This is a genomic window from Shinella zoogloeoides (assembly GCF_003574625.1).
Taxonomy (GTDB): Bacteria; Pseudomonadota; Alphaproteobacteria; order Rhizobiales; family Rhizobiaceae; genus Shinella; species Shinella zoogloeoides_A.
On sequence record NZ_QNUJ01000013.1, the window covers coordinates 80,996 to 96,567 of the forward strand.

At 64.4% G+C, this 15,572-nt stretch carries 16 protein-coding genes and 3 tRNA genes; 1 reads left to right on the top strand and 18 read right to left on the bottom strand.

Annotation, left to right across the window (positions count from 1 at the left end; all coding sequences use genetic code 11):
* Position 1 precedes the first annotated feature (1 nt).
* The 15 genes from nuoK to DSD28_RS22750 form a co-directional block, all read right to left on the bottom strand.
* A complete protein-coding gene (nuoK, locus tag DSD28_RS22675) occupies positions 2-310 on the bottom strand; it encodes an NADH-quinone oxidoreductase subunit NuoK (protein ID WP_119258702.1) in 309 nt (102 codons plus the stop codon).
* Between the two features lie 25 nt (positions 311-335).
* Positions 336-950: an NADH-quinone oxidoreductase subunit J gene (locus DSD28_RS22680; RefSeq protein WP_119258703.1), complete on the bottom strand. Its 615-nt coding sequence runs from the start codon at positions 948-950 to the stop codon at positions 336-338.
* Between the two features lie 103 nt (positions 951-1,053).
* Positions 1,054-1,545 (bottom strand): NADH-quinone oxidoreductase subunit NuoI, encoded by a 492-nt coding sequence (gene nuoI / locus DSD28_RS22685; protein ID WP_119258704.1) that lies wholly within the window; start codon positions 1,543-1,545, stop codon positions 1,054-1,056.
* A 34-nt stretch (positions 1,546-1,579) separates the two neighbouring features.
* Positions 1,580-2,626 carry an NADH-quinone oxidoreductase subunit NuoH gene (gene nuoH / locus DSD28_RS22690; protein WP_119258705.1) on the bottom strand — a complete coding sequence of 349 codons (1,047 nt, stop codon included), beginning with the start codon at positions 2,624-2,626 and terminating at the stop codon, positions 1,580-1,582.
* Between the two features lie 20 nt (positions 2,627-2,646).
* Positions 2,647-4,725, bottom strand: a complete 2,079-nt coding sequence (gene nuoG / locus DSD28_RS22695; protein ID WP_119258706.1) for an NADH-quinone oxidoreductase subunit NuoG — start codon at positions 4,723-4,725, stop codon at positions 2,647-2,649.
* A gap of 119 nt (positions 4,726-4,844) precedes the next feature.
* Entirely contained in the window at positions 4,845-5,489 is a 645-nt protein-coding gene (locus DSD28_RS22700) for an NADH:ubiquinone oxidoreductase (RefSeq protein WP_205536230.1), read from the bottom strand.
* A 4-nt stretch (positions 5,490-5,493) separates the two neighbouring features.
* Positions 5,494-6,798: an NADH-quinone oxidoreductase subunit NuoF gene (gene nuoF, locus DSD28_RS22705; RefSeq protein ID WP_119258707.1), complete on the bottom strand. Its 1,305-nt coding sequence runs from the start codon at positions 6,796-6,798 to the stop codon at positions 5,494-5,496.
* An 11-nt stretch (positions 6,799-6,809) separates the two neighbouring features.
* Positions 6,810-7,943: an NADH-quinone oxidoreductase subunit E gene (locus DSD28_RS22710; protein ID WP_119258708.1), complete on the bottom strand. Its 1,134-nt coding sequence runs from the start codon at positions 7,941-7,943 to the stop codon at positions 6,810-6,812.
* Positions 7,944-8,138: 195 nt separating this feature from the next.
* On the bottom strand, positions 8,139-9,329 hold the full coding sequence (locus tag DSD28_RS22720; RefSeq protein ID WP_064329775.1) for an NADH-quinone oxidoreductase subunit D: 1,191 nt from the start codon (positions 9,327-9,329) through the stop codon (positions 8,139-8,141).
* 48 nt (positions 9,330-9,377) lie between these two features.
* A complete protein-coding gene (locus DSD28_RS22725; RefSeq protein ID WP_119258710.1) occupies positions 9,378-9,983 on the bottom strand; it encodes an NADH-quinone oxidoreductase subunit C in 606 nt (201 codons plus the stop codon).
* Between the two features lie 18 nt (positions 9,984-10,001).
* The gene (locus DSD28_RS22730) at positions 10,002-10,583 is read right to left on the bottom strand and encodes a NuoB/complex I 20 kDa subunit family protein (RefSeq protein ID WP_119258711.1); all 582 of its coding nucleotides are present in this window, start codon (positions 10,581-10,583) and stop codon (positions 10,002-10,004) included.
* The gene (locus DSD28_RS22735) at positions 10,574-10,939 is read right to left on the bottom strand and encodes an NADH-quinone oxidoreductase subunit A (RefSeq protein WP_119258712.1); all 366 of its coding nucleotides are present in this window, start codon (positions 10,937-10,939) and stop codon (positions 10,574-10,576) included. Before DSD28_RS22735 ends, DSD28_RS22730 begins: the two co-directional genes overlap by 10 nt.
* A 276-nt stretch (positions 10,940-11,215) precedes the next feature.
* Positions 11,216-12,103 (bottom strand): prohibitin family protein, encoded by an 888-nt coding sequence (locus tag DSD28_RS22740; protein WP_119258713.1) that lies wholly within the window; start codon positions 12,101-12,103, stop codon positions 11,216-11,218.
* Positions 12,104-12,246: 143 nt separating this feature from the next.
* Positions 12,247-12,323: transfer RNA gene (locus DSD28_RS22745), tRNA-Asp, on the bottom strand.
* 47 nt (positions 12,324-12,370) lie between these two features.
* Positions 12,371-12,447 (bottom strand) — tRNA-Asp (locus tag DSD28_RS22750).
* A 245-nt stretch (positions 12,448-12,692) separates the two neighbouring features.
* On the opposite strand from DSD28_RS22750, the gene DSD28_RS22755 reads away from it, so the two are divergent.
* Positions 12,693-12,768, top strand: a tRNA-Val gene (locus tag DSD28_RS22755).
* A 114-nt stretch (positions 12,769-12,882) separates the two neighbouring features.
* Here the strand turns inward: DSD28_RS22755 and DSD28_RS22760 are convergent.
* From DSD28_RS22760 to DSD28_RS22770, 3 genes are all read right to left on the bottom strand, one after another.
* Entirely contained in the window at positions 12,883-13,155 is a 273-nt protein-coding gene (locus tag DSD28_RS22760) for a hypothetical protein (RefSeq protein ID WP_119258714.1), read from the bottom strand.
* 194 nt (positions 13,156-13,349) lie between these two features.
* The gene (gene hutC / locus DSD28_RS22765; RefSeq protein ID WP_119258715.1) at positions 13,350-14,156 is read right to left on the bottom strand and encodes a histidine utilization repressor; all 807 of its coding nucleotides are present in this window, start codon (positions 14,154-14,156) and stop codon (positions 13,350-13,352) included.
* 31 nt (positions 14,157-14,187) lie between these two features.
* Complete coding sequence (locus tag DSD28_RS22770) at positions 14,188-15,531, bottom strand: formimidoylglutamate deiminase (RefSeq protein WP_119258716.1); 1,344 nt, start codon at positions 15,529-15,531, stop codon at positions 14,188-14,190.
* Positions 15,532-15,572: the final 41 nt, after the last annotated feature.

Sequence of the window (15,572 nt, forward strand, 5' to 3'; positions counted from 1 at the left end):
ATCAGCCCTTCATCATATTGACGTCTTCGACGGCGATCGAACCGCGGTTACGGTAGAAGACGACGAGAATTGCAAGACCGATGGCCGCTTCCGCAGCCGCGACGGTCAGAATGAACAACGCGAAGACCTGGCCGACGATGTCGTTCAGGAAGTGCGAGAACGCCACCATGTTGATGTTGACCGAAAGCAGGATGAGTTCGATCGACATCAGGATGACGATGACGTTCTTCCGGTTCAGGAAGATGCCGAAAACGCCGAGGATGAAGAGGATGGCGCTGACGGTGAGATAGTGGGAAATACCGATTTCCATGATGCTTTTCCTTGTCCGCGCGGCCTCAGATACCCTGCCCCGGCTTCACCTTGACCACCTCGACGGCGGTTTCCGGCGAGCGGGCGACCTGCTGCGAGATGTTCTGGCGCTTGATGTGCGGCTTGTGGCGCAGCGTCAGCACGATCGCGCCGATCATCGCGACCAGCAGCACGAGGCCGGCGATCTGGAAGTAGTAGACGTAATGCGTATAGAGCACGTCGCCGAGGGCGGCGGTGTTGGTACGCTCGGCGATCGGCGGGATCGGCATCGAGACGGTCTTGGCAAGCTCCGGCGACAGGACCCAGCCGCCGGCGACCACCAGCAGCTCGATCGCCAGGACGATGCCGATCAGCGCGCCGACGGGAGCATATTCAAGCGCGCCCGCGCGCAGCTCGGCAAAGTCGATGTCGAGCATCATCACGACGAAGAGGAAGAGGACCGCGACGGCGCCGACATAGACGACAAGGAGGATCATCGCCAGGAACTCGGCACCCGTCAAAAGGAACAGGCCCGCCGAATTGAAGAAGGTGAGGATCAGGAACAGCACGGAATAGACCGGGTTCCTGGACGCGATCACCATGAAGGCGGACGCCACCGCCACGAAGGCGAACAGATAGAAGAATAGAGCCTGAAGACCCATTTTGGTGCCTTTTCGTCTTCCCCGGAGAAGGTTCCCCCTCCCCCGTCGAAGCCTGACGACCCTTCGTCAGGCACGTGCTTTCGTTTTGCCTTTCCGCTGCGTATCAGCGGTAAGGCGAGTCCATAGCGATGTTGCGGGCGATCTCCCGCTCCCAGCGGTCGCCATTATCGAGGAGCTTCTGCTTGTCGTAGTAGAGCTCTTCGCGCGTCTCGGTCGAGAACTCGAAGTTCGGACCTTCGACGATGGCGTCGACCGGGCAGGCTTCCTGGCAGAAACCGCAATAGATGCACTTCACCATGTCGATGTCGTAGCGCACCGTGCGGCGCGTGCCGTCGTTGCGGCGGGGACCCGCCTCGATGGTGATGGCCTGGGCAGGACAGATGGCCTCGCACAGCTTGCAGGCGATGCAGCGTTCCTCGCCGTTCGGATAGCGGCGCAGCGCATGCTCGCCGCGGAAGCGCGGGGAGACCGGGCCCTTCTCGAAGGGATAGTTCACCGTCGCCTTGGCGCGGAAGAAGTAGCGCATCGACAGGAAGAACGCGCCGACGAATTCCTTGAGGAACAGCGAATTTACGGCTTGCGAAAGACTAGCCATGCTTAAGCTCCAATGCTGCTGAAATCCCGGGCGGTCATGCGGACCAGCCCGTGAGCTTCAGCACGAATGCAACGATGACGACCATGGCGAGCGAGATCGGGAGGAAGACCTTCCAGCCGAGACGCATGAGCTGGTCGTAGCGGTAGCGCGGCACGAAGGCCTTCACCATCGCGAACATGAAAAAGACGAAGAGCGCCTTCAGAACGAACCAGACGATGCCCGGGACCCAGTTGAGGAACCAGACGTCCACCGGGGGCAGCCAGCCGCCGAGGAAGAGGATCGTCGTCAGGGCGCACATCAGGCAGATGGCGGCATATTCGCCGAGCATGAACATCATGTACGGGGTCGAGCCATATTCGACCATGAAGCCGGCGACGAGTTCGGATTCGGCTTCGGGAAGGTCGAAGGGCGGGCGGTTCGTCTCGGCGAGCGCCGAGATGAAGAACACCACGAACATCGGGAACAGCGCCAGCCAGTGCCAGTCGAGGAAGGACGGCGGCAGGCCGAGGCGCGTGCCGAGGCCGTCATGCTGGGCATTGACGATGTCGGACAGGTTCAGCGAGCCGACGCAGAGCAGGACGGTGACGATGACGAAGCCGATGGAGACTTCGTAGGACACCATCTGCGCGGCCGAGCGCAGCGCGCCGAGGAACGGGTACTTCGAGTTCGAAGCCCAGCCGCCCATGATGATGCCGTACACTTCGAGCGAGGAGATCGCGAAGATGTAAAGGATGCCGACATTGATGTTGGCGATCATCCAGCCGTCGTTGACCGGCACGACCGCCCAGGTGGCGAGCGCCAGCGTCACGGAGACGAGCGGGGCGAGCAGGAAGATCGCCTTGTTGGCGCTGGCCGGGATCACCGGCTCCTTGAAGACGAACTTCAGAAGGTCGGCGAAGGACTGCAGCAGGCCGAAGGGACCGACGACGTTCGGGCCGCGGCGAAGCTGCACGGCAGCCCAGATCTTGCGGTCGGCCAGCAGGATGAAGGCGATGGAGACCAGGAGCAGCACCAGAAGCAGCAGCGACTGGGCCACGATGATCACGCCAGGCCAGACATAGGTCGAAATGAAAGCGTCCATAATGCTTTATCCCTTCGCGCTCATTCCGCCGCGACTTTGAAATTGTTGCGGGCCAGAGCCGAGCATTCGGCCATGACCGCGGAGGCGCGCGCTATCGGGTTCGTCAAATAGAAGTCTTTGACCGGAGACGCAAACCCGGAATTCGCCATCGTCCCGCCTTTTTTCGCAAGGGCGGAGAGATCGGCGATATCGCCGGCTGCAATCTCGTCGATCGCGGCGAAATGCGGATGCGCCGCATAGAGCTTCGCGCGCAGCTCGGCGAGCGAATCGAAGGGCAGCTTCTTGCCGAGCACGTCGGAAAGCGCGCGCAGGATCGCCCAGTCCTCGCGGGCGTCGCCCGGCGCGAAGCCGGCGCGATTGCCCATCTGGACGCGGCCTTCGGTGTTGACCCAGGTGCCCGACTTCTCGGTGTAGGTCGCGCCCGGCAGGATGACGTCGGCGACATGCGCCGCGTTGTCGCCGTGCGAGCCGATATAGACCGTGAAGGCGGTCTTCCTGGAGAAGTCCATCTCGTCCGCGCCGAGCAGGAAGAGCACGTCCGTGCCCGTCAGCATGTCGGCTGCCGTCTTGCCGCCCTCGCCCGGCACGAAGCCCAGGTCGAGGCCGCCGACGCGCGAGGCCGCCGTATGGAGGACGGCGAGGCCGTTCCAGTCCGCTTTCACCGCACCGACCTTTTCCGCGAGCGCAGAGACGGCCGAGAGAACGGCAAGGCCATCGGCGCGCGACAGCGCGCCCTGGCCGACGATGATCATCGGACGCTCGGCCTTCTTGAGCTTGGCGGCGAACTTGACCGAACCGTCGATGAGGCCGGAGAGCGTGTCCGTGCCGGCGCCGAGATATTCGTAGCCGTAACGCAGTTCGCCCTCTTCGCCGATCACGCCGATCGGGAAGTTGTCCATGCGCCAGCGCTTGCGGATGCGGGCGTTGAGCACGGCCGCTTCCAGGCGCGGATTGGAGCCGACGATCAGCAGCGCGTCAGCCTGCTCGATGCCTTCGATGGTCGGGTTGAAGAGGTAGCTGGCCCGGCCGAGCGACGGGTCGAGCACCGAACCGTCCTGGCGGCAGTCGACGTTCTTCGAGCCGAGCGCGGTCATCAATTCGCGCAGCGCATAGATTTCCTCGACGGAGGCGAGGTCGCCAGCGATGGCGCCGATGCGGTCGCCCGCCTTGCCGGCAACGGCGGCCTTGACGGCGCCGAAGGCTTCCGCCCAGCTTGCCGGCTGGAGACGGCCATCCTTGCGGACATAGGGCCGGTCGAGACGCTGGGTCTTCAGGCCATCCCAGATGTAGCGGGTCTTGTCGGAGATCCACTCTTCGTTGATCTCTTCATTGACGCGCGGCAGGATGCGCATGACTTCGCGGCCGCGCGTATCGACGCGGATGGCCGAGCCGACCGCGTCCATGACGTCGATGGATTCCGTCTTGTTCAGTTCCCACGGGCGGGCCGTGAAAGCGAAGGGCTTGGAGGTCAGCGCGCCGACCGGGCAGAGGTCGACCACGTTGCCCTGAAGCTCCGACGTCATCGCCTGCTCGAGATAGGTGGTGATCTCGGCATCCTCGCCACGGCCGATCAGGCCAAGCTCGGTGATGCCGGCGACTTCCGTCGTGAAGCGGACGCAGCGCGTGCAGTGGATGCAGCGGTTCATGACCGTCTTGACGAGCGGGCCGATATACTTGTCCTCGACCGCGCGCTTGTTCTCGGCATAGCGCGAACTGTCGATGCCGAAAGCCATCGCCTGGTCCTGCAGGTCGCATTCGCCGCCCTGGTCGCAGATCGGGCAATCCAGCGGGTGGTTGATGAGCAGGAATTCCATCACGCCTTCGCGCGCCTTCTTGACCATCGGCGTGGTCGTGAAGACTTCCGGCGGCTCGCCGTTCGGGCCGGGACGCAGGTCGCGCACGCCCATGGCGCAGGAAGCAGCCGGCTTCGGCGGGCCGCCCTTCACCTCGACGAGGCACATGCGGCAGTTGCCGGCAACCGACAGCCGCTCGTGGAAACAGAAGCGCGGAACTTCGGCACCCGCCTCCTCGCACGCCTGAAGCAGCGTGAAGTGATCCGGGACTTCAATTTCTTTTCCGTCGACTATCAGCTTTGCCATATCTCAATCCCGCTTCTGACGCGGGGAATCCCGCGTCCTGCCAGCGCCATTCTCCGGCTTCCGTTCCGGGCCTTCGCCCTTCCCTTCGGCCTTTGTTCCATCTGCCGGTTCCGGCGGGCCTAGCCCCTGCCCTTCGCCAGCGTCCTTGCCTGCTCCACCCAGCCGTCGCGGGCGATGCGCCCGCCGAGACCGAGTTCGGCTTCGATCCTTGCGACATCCGCGTCCGTCAGGGCCGCGATGTCGGCGTAACGCTTGAGCCCCATGCCGTTCAGCACCTGCTCCAGCTTCGGCCCGATGCCCGAAATCGCCTTCAGGTCATCGGCCTTCCCGGCTTTCCCCGCCGGCGCCCTGCGCGCCGGTTTGGCTTCCGCCGTCTTCGGCGTCGCGCTCTTCTCGCGCGCCACCTTCATCTCCGGTTCCGCCTTCGGAACCATCCGCAGTTCCGGCTTCGCCTTCACGGGCGCCGCCGTCTCTTTCGCGGCTTCGGCCTTGGCGGTAAGTTCCGCCGCCTCGTCCAGCATCGCCTTCGTCCGCTCCGCCGCGCTCTGCATCACGCCCAGCATCGCCCCGGCCATCTGGCCCGCAATGCCGAAGCCGATCGCGGTCGTGGCGGCCATCGCCGCCATCGGATGCGCCATCAGCGGATGCAGCGGCATGTCCGGCATCTGCTTCAGCCACGGCGACAGCCCGAACGGATCGTCGCCGGCAGCTTCAGCCGGCGGGACGTGGGTCGCATTCGCATCCTGTCCAACCGGCTTCGTCATCGTCCTACTCCGCGGCTTCCAGCACCGCGCCATGCGCCATGGCATTGGCGGTGTACTGGTCGATGCGCGCCTCGATCTCGGGGCGGAAGTTGCGGATGAGGCCCTGGATCGGCCAGGCCGCGGCGTCGCCGAGCGCGCAGATCGTGTGGCCTTCGATCTGCTTCGTCACGTCGAAGAGCATGTCGATCTCGCGCTTCTGCGCGTTGCCGCGCACCATGCGCTCCATGACGCGCATCATCCAGCCGGTGCCTTCGCGGCAGGGCGTGCACTGGCCGCAGCTCTCGTGCTTGAAGAAGGCCGAGATGCGCCAGATCGCCTTGATGATGTCGGTCGAGCGATCCATGATGATCATGCCGCCGGTGCCGAAGGAGGACTTCACCTCGCGCAGGCCGTCGAAGTCGAGCGTGACATTCATCATGTCCTCGGCCTTGACGACCGGGCACGACGCACCGCCCGGGATGACGGCGAGCAGGTTGTCCCAGCCGCCGCGGATGCCGCCGCCGTGCTTCTCGACCATTTCGCGGAAGGAGATGCCCATGCTCTCCTCGACCGTGCACGGCTTGTTGACGTGGCCGGACATCATGAAAAGCTTGGTGCCGACATTGTTCGGGCGGCCGAAGCTGGAGAACCAGCTTGCGCCGCGGCGCAGGATCGTCGGCGTAACGGCGATGGACTCGACGTTGTTGACGGTCGTCGGGCAGCCGTAGAGGCCCATATTCGCCGGGAACGGCGGCTTGAGGCGCGGCTGGCCCTTCTTGCCTTCGAGGCTTTCGAGCAGCGCGGTCTCTTCACCGCAGATGTAGGCGCCGGCGCCGTGGTGAACGTAGATGTCGATATCGTAGCCGAGCTTGTTGTTCTTGCCGAGCAGGCCCGCATCGTAGCACTCGTCGATGGCAGCCTGGAGCGCTTCACGCTCGCGGATGAACTCGCCACGCACGTAGATATAGGCCGCATGCGCACCCATGGCGAAGGAGGCGACGACGCACCCTTCGATCAGCGTGTGCGGATCGTGGCGCAGGATATCGCGATCCTTGCAGGTGCCGGGCTCGGATTCGTCGGCATTGACGACGAGGTAATGCGGACGGCCGTCGCTCTCCTTCGGCATGAAGGACCACTTGAGGCCGGTCGGGAAGCCGGCGCCGCCACGACCGCGCAGGCCCGAGGCCTTGACCTCGTTGATGATCCAGTCACGGCCCTTTTCGAGCAGCTGCTTGGTGCCGTCCCAATGGCCGCGAGCCATGGCGCCCTTCAGCGACTTGTCTTTGGTGCCGTAGATATTGGTGAAGATGCGATCCTGGTCTTTAAGCATGATTCACCCCTTTACCGCGGCTTCTTGCCGAAGACGCGGATGTATTCCGCTTCACCGCCCTTGGCGAGCGCCTTGGCCTGCTTGACCCAGTCGTCGCGCTCGATGCGGCCCTTGAAATTCAGATAGAGATCGACCCACTCGCGCTCCGCCTTCTTCCAGGACGCGACTTGCGCGAAGGTGAAGATGCCGAGCTCGTGCAGGATGCCCTCGATCTTCGGGCCGACGCCGGAGATGAGCTTGAGGTCGTCGGGCGTCGCCGGGCGTTCCATGCCGGCCGGACGGTTCTTGTCCTCCAGCGACGGCTTGACGGCGGCCGCGAGCGGCTGCCTGGCCGCTGCGTCGCCGCCTTCGGCGCGCGTCTCGCCTTTTGCCTCGGCATTGGCGGCGGCTTCCTTCCTGGCGGTCGCGGGCGTCTTCAGCTTCGGGTCGGTCTCGTCGGCGTCCGTCTTGGCGCGGGCGGCGTTCGACGGGGGAACGCTGACGCTGTCCTCGTCGACCTTCTTGGCGCGCGTCGTGGTCTTCTTCGCAGCCGCTTCCGGCTCGTTCAGGCTGGTGAGGCCACCGGCAGGAGCCGAATAGATGCGGTCGATCTGCGTGCCCGGCTTGACGTCGGCGCCCTTGCCGGCGTCGAAGCGGTCGATGATGTGCTCAAGCTGCGTCGGCGTCAGGTCTTCATAGCTGTCCTTGAAGATCATGATCATCGGCGCGTTGACGCAGGCGCCCTGACACTCGACCTCTTCCCAGGAAAGCGTGCCGCTCTCGTTGAGATGGAAGGGCTCTGCGTGGATGCGCTTCTTGCAGACATTGATCAGGTCTTCCGCGCCGCGCAGCATGCAGGGCGTCGTGCCGCAAACCTGGACATGGGCGCGCGTGCCGACCGGCAGCAGCTGGAACTGCGTGTAGAAGGTCGCGACCTCGAGCACGCGGATATAGGCCATGTCGAGCATGTCGGCGACATATTCGATGGCCGCCTTGGTGACCCAGCCGTCCTGTTCCTGCGCCCGCATCAGCAGCGGAATGACCGCCGATTGCTGGCGGCCCTTCGGATACTTGTTGATCGTGGCCTTGGCCCAGGCCGCATTCTCCTTGGAGAAGGCGAAGCTGGCGGGCTGGACATTGTCATCGGCTAGTCGACGAACGGACATTCTGTAACGCCTTGTCTCAGTTAATCTGCCGGCGCCGCGTTCCCGCCTTGTCGGCGGAAGCGCGGCCGTGGGCCGGCGTGTCGTTCTGAAGGAATACGAAAGCACAGCCTGCGGACGCATGCGCCCGAACACCGGCCTTCGCGAAGGCGGCGGCGGTCGGGATCGCGGCGGTCACGGCAAGGGCTGCGTTCGGCATCAGCGGTCAACCTCGCCGAACACGATGTCGAGGGAACCCAGGATCGCCGAGACGTCGGCGAGCTGGTGGCCGCGACAGATGAAGTCCATGGCCTGCAGGTGGGCATAACCCGGGGCGCGGATCTTGCAGCGGTAGGGCTTGTTGGTGCCGTCGGCGACGACATAGACGCCGAACTCGCCCTTCGGCGCTTCCACGGCCGCATACACTTCACCGGCCGGCACATGGTAGCCTTCCGTGTAGAGCTTGAAGTGGTGGATCAGCGCTTCCATCGAACGCTTCATCTGGCCGCGCTTCGGCGGAACCATCTTGCCGTCGATGGAGGAGACCGGGCCGACCTTGGCGTCGCCGAGCAGACGGTCGACGCACTGGCGCATGATCTTGGCAGCTTCGCGCATTTCGATCATGCGGATGACGTAACGGTCGTAGCAGTCGCCGTTCTTGCCGATCGGGATGTCGAAGTCGAGGTCGGAATAGCATTCGTAGGGCTGCGAGCGACGCAGGTCCCACGCCGCGCCCGAACCGCGCACCATCACGCCCGAGAAGCCCCAGGCCCAGCAATCTTCCAGCTTTACGACGCCGATATCGACGTTACGCTGCTTGAAGATGCGGTTGCCGGTCAGCAGCTCGTCGATGTCGTCGACGGTCTTCAGGAACGGATCGATCCACTTGCCGATGTCTTCCACCAGTTCGTGCGGCAGGTCCTGGTGGACGCCGCCCGGGCGGATATAGGCCGAGTGCATGCGCGCGCCGCAGGCACGCTCGTAGAACACCATCAGCTTCTCGCGCTCCTCGAAGCCCCAGAGCGGCGGCGTCAGCGCGCCGACGTCCATGGCCTGGGTCGTCACGTTGAGGAGGTGCGAAAGGATACGGCCGATCTCGGAATAGAGCACGCGGATGAGCTGGCCGCGGATCGGAACCTCGGTGCCGGTCAGCTTCTCGACGGCGAGCGCGAAGGCATGCTCCTGGTTCATCGGCGCCACGTAGTCGAGGCGGTCGAAATAGGGCACGGCCTGAAGGTAGGTCTTCGTCTCGATCAGCTTCTCGGTGCCGCGATGCAGCAGGCCGATATGCGGGTCGACGCGCTCGACGATTTCGCCGTCGAGCTCGAGGACAAGACGCAGAACCCCATGCGCCGCAGGGTGCTGCGGGCCGAAGTTGATGTTGAAGTTGCGAACGTTGTGCTCGTTCATGCCGCTTGCTCCAGAGGCCGGCGCCCTAGCGGGTCGCCCGACCCAAAATCAGTTCGTCTTCGCCTTCTCGTCGCCCGGCAGCACGTAATCCGTGCCTTCCCAGGGAGAGAGGAAGTCGAAGTTGCGGAATTCCTGCTTCAGTTCGACAGGCTCGTACACGACACGCTTGACCTCGTCGTCATAACGCACTTCCACGAAGCCGGTCGTCGGGAAGTCCTTGCGCAGCGGGTGCCCCTCGAAACCGTAGTCGGTGAGGATGCGGCGCAGGTCCGGATGGCCGGTGAAGAGGATGCCGTACATGTCGTAGGCTTCGCGCTCGAACCAGTCGGCGCCCGGATAGACCGGGCAGGCCGACGGAACCGGCTGGTCCTCGCCCGTCGCGACCTTGACGCGGATGCGCAGGTTCTGGCGCGGCGACAGAAGGTGATAGACCACGTCGAAGCGCTCGGCGCGGGCCGGCCAGTCCACGCCGCAGATGTCGACGAGGTTGACGAAGCCGCACTGCACGTCGTCGCGCAGGAAGGTCAGAAGCTCGACGACGCGGGCGCCGTCCGTCTTCAGGGTGAGTTCGCCAAAGGCGATATCGGCGGAGGCGACGAGACCGCCGGCCGCTTCGCCGATATGGGAGGAAAGCTCCTGGAGGGCTTCGCTCATCGTGTCAGTCCCCTGCCCTTAACGTTCGATCGTACCGGTCCGGCGGATCTTCTTCTGCAGCAGGAGCACGCCGTAGAGGAGCGCTTCCGCCGTGGGAGGACAGCCTGGTACATAGATGTCGACCGGCACCACGCGGTCACAGCCGCGCACCACCGAATAGGAATAGTGATAGTAGCCGCCGCCGTTCGCGCAGGAGCCCATCGAGATGACGTAGCGCGGCTCGGGCATCTGGTCGTAGACCTTGCGGAGCGCGGGGGCCATCTTGTTGGTCAGCGTGCCGGCGACGATCATGACGTCCGACTGGCGCGGCGAGGCGCGCGGCGCGAAGCCGAAGCGCTCGACGTCGTAGCGCGGCATCGAGAGCTGCATCATCTCGACGGCGCAGCACGCCAGGCCAAAGGTCATCCACATCAGCGAGCCGGTACGGGCCCAGGTGATGAGTTCATCCGTGGAGGTGACAAGAAAGCCCTTGTCGGCGAGCTCGTTGTTGATCTCGCCGAAGAAGGCATCGTTGCTGCCGACGGGCTTTCCCGTGTTGGGATCGATGATCCCCTTGGGCTGCGGCGCGACGAGCGTGTTGTTCGTATGAGCTACTCCCATTCGAGTGCTCCCTTCTTCCATTCATAGATGAAGCCGATGGTCAGGACACCGAGGAAGACCATCATGGACCAGAAGCCGAACCAGCCCATGTCGCCGAACGAAACGGCCCAGGGGAAGAGGAAGGCGACTTCCAGGTCGAAGATGATGAAGAGGATCGACACCAGATAGAAGCGGATATCGAATTTCATGCGCGCATCATCGAACGCATTGAAGCCGCACTCGTAAGCGGAGAGCTTTTCCGAATCGGGGGCCTTGTATGCGACGGCGAACGGCGCGACCAGCAAGGCAATGCCGATCACGAGTGCGATACCGATGAAGATGGCGATCGGGATATAGGAACCGAGAAGTTCAGTCATTGGCGTCCATCCTGCCTGCTCGTGGCGCCGGAGAGACGCCTGATGGTCGAAGACCTGCAAGCCGATAAAGTATGTTGCAACGCCACGTCGTTAGCGCAGTGAGCGTCCCCGCGCAAGGCTTTGTCCGGCTTTCGCCGCAATCATTGTGTTCTTTTCCCTGTCGCTCCGAAGGCCGGGGACGGGCCTTTTTAAATCGTTACGATTCGATGAAAGGCGGAGCGCGGGACGTTTCGCCGCAGGCGCGGCGGAAAAGCCCGCCGCGGCCCCGCCCTTCCCTTAGTTCGCATTGAGATTGAGCATGGGGATCGAGCCGCCCGGCAGCATGGTGCGCGGCAGTTGTCCGTCCCATTTTTCCGCCTGCGTCAGCGAGACGAGGCCGGGATTGTCGCGCAGCGCATCGCCGCGCAGCTTGATGGCGCCGGCTTCCGCCTCCCCGCGCAGCTTGATCGCTTCCGCTTCGGCCTGCGCGGCCAGCCGCACGGCGTCGGCCTGGGCCTGCGCTTCGGCGCGGCGGGCGTCGGCCTGGGCCCGCGCCTGCGTCACGGTGATCTCCGCCTGCACCTTCTCGCGCTCGGCGTTCTGGCGCAGGCGCTGCACCTCGACCTCCGCCAGCATGCGCTGCTCGATGCTCGCCTCGTAGGCATCGGAGAAGTCGATGTTCTCGATCTGCACGCTATCTATGATGACGGGGCCGGAAACGCCTTCCTGGATCGCCGTCGCGACCTCGGCATTGAGGCGCCCGCGCTCCTGGATGGCCGTCACCGCATTGAAGCGGCCGAAGACCGTCTTCGTCTCCTCGAAGACCTTGCGCTCGATGAGGCGCGACATCAGCCCGTCCTCGCCGCCATAGGTCGCGTAGACGTCCTGCACGCGATCGGCCGGGATGCGGTAGTTCACGGAAAGCCGAATATCGGCCGGCTGCTGGTCGCGGCTATAGGCTTCCATCTTCTCGTAGACGACGGCCTTGGACTGAACGGAGATTCGCACGACCGAATCGATCAGCGGCAGCTTGAAGCCGAGGCCCGGCTCCGCGGTGCCGGCGACGGCGCCGTAGCGCAGGATGACCCCGCGCTCGCCCTGGTCGATGGTGTACCACGAACCGAACAGGATGCTGAGCGCCACGAGCGCGGCAAGGCCCGTCAAGGCCATGGTGACATTACGCATGCAAATCCCCTCTCTTCGCTCGGCAAGCTATACGAAGACGGGAAGGCGGCCAGAAACATTCGGCGCGACGGGAAGAATTTCCACGAAAATGTGCCTCATGCGATGCATGAGGAAACGACGACAATGGCCTGAAAGGAAAGAAATGGCGCGAGTGACGGGGCTCGAACCCGCGACCTCCGGCGTGACAGGCCGGCACTCTAACCGACTGAGCTACACCCGCGCATCTTTGTGGCCTTGCGGCCCCGAACGATCGTCCGGTCCTTCGAGTGGCGCGAGTGACGGGGCTCGAACCCGCGACCTCCGGCGTGACAGGCCGGCACTCTAACCGACTGAGCTACACCCGCATTCCTCGAAAGCGACCGGATGACGAAGCATCCGTCCCGAGCGGCCTGAGCCGTTCGATGAGCGGCTAACTACGGGGTTCGGGTTTGGGTGTCAAGCAGGTTTCAAGACAAAAGAATGACGCGTCGCGAAATGTTTCCACACCCTTGCACATCTTCATGGGGCCGTTCAAAAAAATGCAAAAAACTTTGCGATTGCCTCTTGCGGTTCGATCCGGTTCCGCATAGATCACAGCCACCAACGCGGCGGGCGATTAGCTCAGTTGGTAGAGCGCCTCGTTTACACCGAGGATGTCGGGAGTTCGAGTCTCTCATCGCCCACCATTCTTCCTCCGGAATTCGCACGCAGGCCCCGTAAAAACGGGGCTTTTTTCGTTCTGGCGTTGCCCTTCCCTGCCATAACCGGCCCGGCTATGCGGGCCGGTCCGGGGCGCCGCGTCAATGCGTTGTCGGCGGTTCTTCTTCCTCGTCGTCCTCCAGGAACGAATGGATGCCGTCCCTTGCGATCGTGGCCAGGAATTCGTCGAAGGCTTCGCGGTCGGTGGCGAAGGGCTCGTCCCATTCGAAGAGGTCTTCGTTCTGGGTGACGACCTCCAGCTTCCAGTCGTTCTGGGTGCCGGCGGGGCGGGAGATGTCGACGAGCACGGTGACGCCGTCTTCCGTGAATTCTCCCGAAAGCTCGGAATGCTCCAGTTTGGGCTTCTTGGTCATGGCGGGCGATCCTGCGGGCGTCTAGCCGGATTCGGGATCCGGCAGGGTCGAAATGGTGAAATCAGAACGGCCAGCGTGATCTCGCGGCAGCGACGTGACGTCAATCGGTCGCCCGACCCCGATCTAAAACTATCGGCAGTCGCGTTCTGGAATCCCTTGTGACAGAGCGGAGGGTATCCGTCCACCCTCGGAGTTCAGACGACCTGCTTGGGATGCGTCGGGGCGAATTCGGCGACGAGTTCGTGCTTTTCGCCGGGATAGGTCAGACGCACATGGGTAATGTAAAGGCCACCGCTCCAGGTGCGGCGTTCCACGACGAGGCAGGGCGTGCCGGGCGCGATGGCCAGAAGTTCGGCGGCGCGGACATCGGCGCCGACGGCGCGGATGCGGTGCTCGGCGGCGCTCCAGGGGACGCGGCTGATCAGCCAGGCGCCGGGGGCGACATCCTCGAACGTCTCTCCGGAGGCCTCGGGCACGGCTTCGAGGTTGATGAGGCGATCTTCCAGGCAGAAGGGCTGCGCGCCGGCAAAGTGAAGCGCCGAGATATCCGTCAGCCGGGCAGAATCGGAAAGCTCCATCAGCCGGCGGTCGACGGCCTTGGCCGCGCGGTCGAGGCGCGTGCGGCGCTCGTAGCGATAGGGAAGCCCGAGCGATTCGACTTCAAGCCGGATATCGTGGATTTCGAGAACCGCGGACTGGGCGTGCGGATGGGTGACGTAGCTGCCCGATTTGCGGCGGCGCTCGATGAGGCCGCGCTTGACCAGCTCGGTGATTGCCTTGTTCACCGTCATGCGCGAGCATTGATACTGTTCGGTCAGCTCGTGCTCGAAGGGGATTCGGTGGCCCGGCGGCCATTCGCCCGACAGGATCTTGCCCTCGACATCATCGAGGATGCGCCGGTGCAGCGAAGGCTCCCTGGCCTCGACCTCTGTTCTGTCCCCGTCGATGGAAATGGTCGCCTCCGCTCCGGGCGTGGATTCGCCCGGTCTCAGGAAAGTCATAGGAAAGGCCCGGTCGGCTTTCAATACGGCCTCAGGCCGTGGCGAGCGCCCGCATGGTCGCGGTGAAGCGCCGGCCGACCGCTTCGCGGGCGACGTGCCGGCCACCCTCGACCTGTTTGCGGCCATTCACCCAGACGCAATCGACTTCGGCACCGTTCGCGAAGATCCAGCCGTCGAGCAGGCCGTCGCCGGCAAGTTCGAGGCCGTGGCGGGCCTTGATACTGACGAAATCGGCTGCCCTGCCTGCGGCAAGACCGGCTTCCGCACCCAGCGCTGCCGCGCCGCCGACGAGCGCGCCGTCGAACAGCGCACGGCCCGTCGAGCCGCCCGGCTCCGCCAGGACATTGCGGGCGCGATGATAGAGGCGCTGGGAATATTCGAGCTGGCGCAGTTCGTCCGGCAGGCCGATCAGCACGTTCGAATCGGAACCGACGCCGTAGCGGCCGCCAGCGGCGAGGAAATCGGGCGCCGGGAAGGTGCCGTCGCCGAGATTGGCTTCCGTTACCGGGCAGAGGCCGGCAATGGCGCCGGCTTTCGCCATGCCCAGCGTTTCGGCATCCGTCATGTGGGTGGCGTGGATGAAGCACCAGCGGCCGTCGACCTTCTGGTTCTCCAGCAGCCATTCCACCGGGCGGCGGCCGGACCAGGCGATGCTGTCCTCCACTTCCTTCACCTGTTCGGCGATGTGGATATGGATCGGCTTGTCGCCGGCCATGGTGACGACGGCGCTCAGCTCATCAGGCGTGACGGCGCGCAGACTGTGCGGGGCGACACCCGTGACACCATCCGGCAACGAACCCGTGAGGGCGCGGCAGCGCTCCAGAAGGGCCGCATAGGAATCGCGGTCGTTGATGAAACGGCGCTGCCCCTCGCCCGGCGCGGTGCCGCCGAAACCGGCATGGGCATAGAAGACGGGAAGCAGCGTGAGGGCGATGCCGGTCTCGGACGCGGCCGAGGCGATCCGCGTGGCCATTTCGGCGATGTCGCCATAATGCCCGCCGTCCTTGTCGTGGTGCAGGTAATGGAACTCGCCGACGCGGGTGAAGCCGGCTTCCAGCATTTCCACATAGAGCTGCGCGGCAACCGCCTCGACATCGTCAGGCGTCATGGAGAGCGCAAAGCGGTACATGACATTGCGCCAGCTCCAGAAGCTGTCGCTGCCGGGGCCGCGCGTTTCGGCAAGGCCCGCCATGCCGCGCTGGAAGGCGTGGCTGTGCAGGTTCGGCATGCCGGCGACGAGGGTGTCGTGGCGTTCGTCGCCCGGCGCGGCCGCCCTGCTCTCGATTCCCGTGATCCGCCCGCCCTCGACGCTGATGCGGACATTGTTCGCCCAGCCGCTTGCGAGCAGCGCCTGCCTTGCATGAATGACGGCCATGGCCGGTCTCCTCTCCCGATGTGCACCCCTGACGCCGATCC

Bases quoted from the DNA above. Each gene is read 5' to 3' on its own strand.
- nuoK (WP_119258702.1), bottom strand. From the start codon at position 310: ATGGAAATCGGTATTTCCCACTATCTCACCGTCAGCGCCATCCTCTTC.
- DSD28_RS22680 (WP_119258703.1), bottom strand. From the start codon at position 950: ATGGGTCTTCAGGCTCTATTCTTCTATCTGTTCGCCTTCGTGGCGGTG.
- nuoI (WP_119258704.1), bottom strand. From the start codon at position 1,545: ATGGCTAGTCTTTCGCAAGCCGTAAATTCGCTGTTCCTCAAGGAATTC.
- nuoH (WP_119258705.1), bottom strand. From the start codon at position 2,626: ATGGACGCTTTCATTTCGACCTATGTCTGGCCTGGCGTGATCATCGTG.
- nuoG (WP_119258706.1), bottom strand. From the start codon at position 4,725: ATGGCAAAGCTGATAGTCGACGGAAAAGAAATTGAAGTCCCGGATCAC.
- DSD28_RS22700 (WP_205536230.1), bottom strand. From the start codon at position 5,489: ATGACGAAGCCGGTTGGACAGGATGCGAATGCGACCCACGTCCCGCCG.
- nuoF (WP_119258707.1), bottom strand. From the start codon at position 6,798: ATGCTTAAAGACCAGGATCGCATCTTCACCAATATCTACGGCACCAAA.
- DSD28_RS22710 (WP_119258708.1), bottom strand. From the start codon at position 7,943: ATGTCCGTTCGTCGACTAGCCGATGACAATGTCCAGCCCGCCAGCTTC.
- DSD28_RS22720 (WP_064329775.1), bottom strand. From the start codon at position 9,329: ATGAACGAGCACAACGTTCGCAACTTCAACATCAACTTCGGCCCGCAG.
- DSD28_RS22725 (WP_119258710.1), bottom strand. From the start codon at position 9,983: ATGAGCGAAGCCCTCCAGGAGCTTTCCTCCCATATCGGCGAAGCGGCC.
- DSD28_RS22730 (WP_119258711.1), bottom strand. From the start codon at position 10,583: ATGGGAGTAGCTCATACGAACAACACGCTCGTCGCGCCGCAGCCCAAG.
- DSD28_RS22735 (WP_119258712.1), bottom strand. From the start codon at position 10,939: ATGACTGAACTTCTCGGTTCCTATATCCCGATCGCCATCTTCATCGGT.
- DSD28_RS22740 (WP_119258713.1), bottom strand. From the start codon at position 12,103: ATGCGTAATGTCACCATGGCCTTGACGGGCCTTGCCGCGCTCGTGGCG.
- DSD28_RS22760 (WP_119258714.1), bottom strand. From the start codon at position 13,155: ATGACCAAGAAGCCCAAACTGGAGCATTCCGAGCTTTCGGGAGAATTC.
- hutC (WP_119258715.1), bottom strand. From the start codon at position 14,156: ATGACTTTCCTGAGACCGGGCGAATCCACGCCCGGAGCGGAGGCGACC.
- DSD28_RS22770 (WP_119258716.1), bottom strand. From the start codon at position 15,531: ATGGCCGTCATTCATGCAAGGCAGGCGCTGCTCGCAAGCGGCTGGGCG.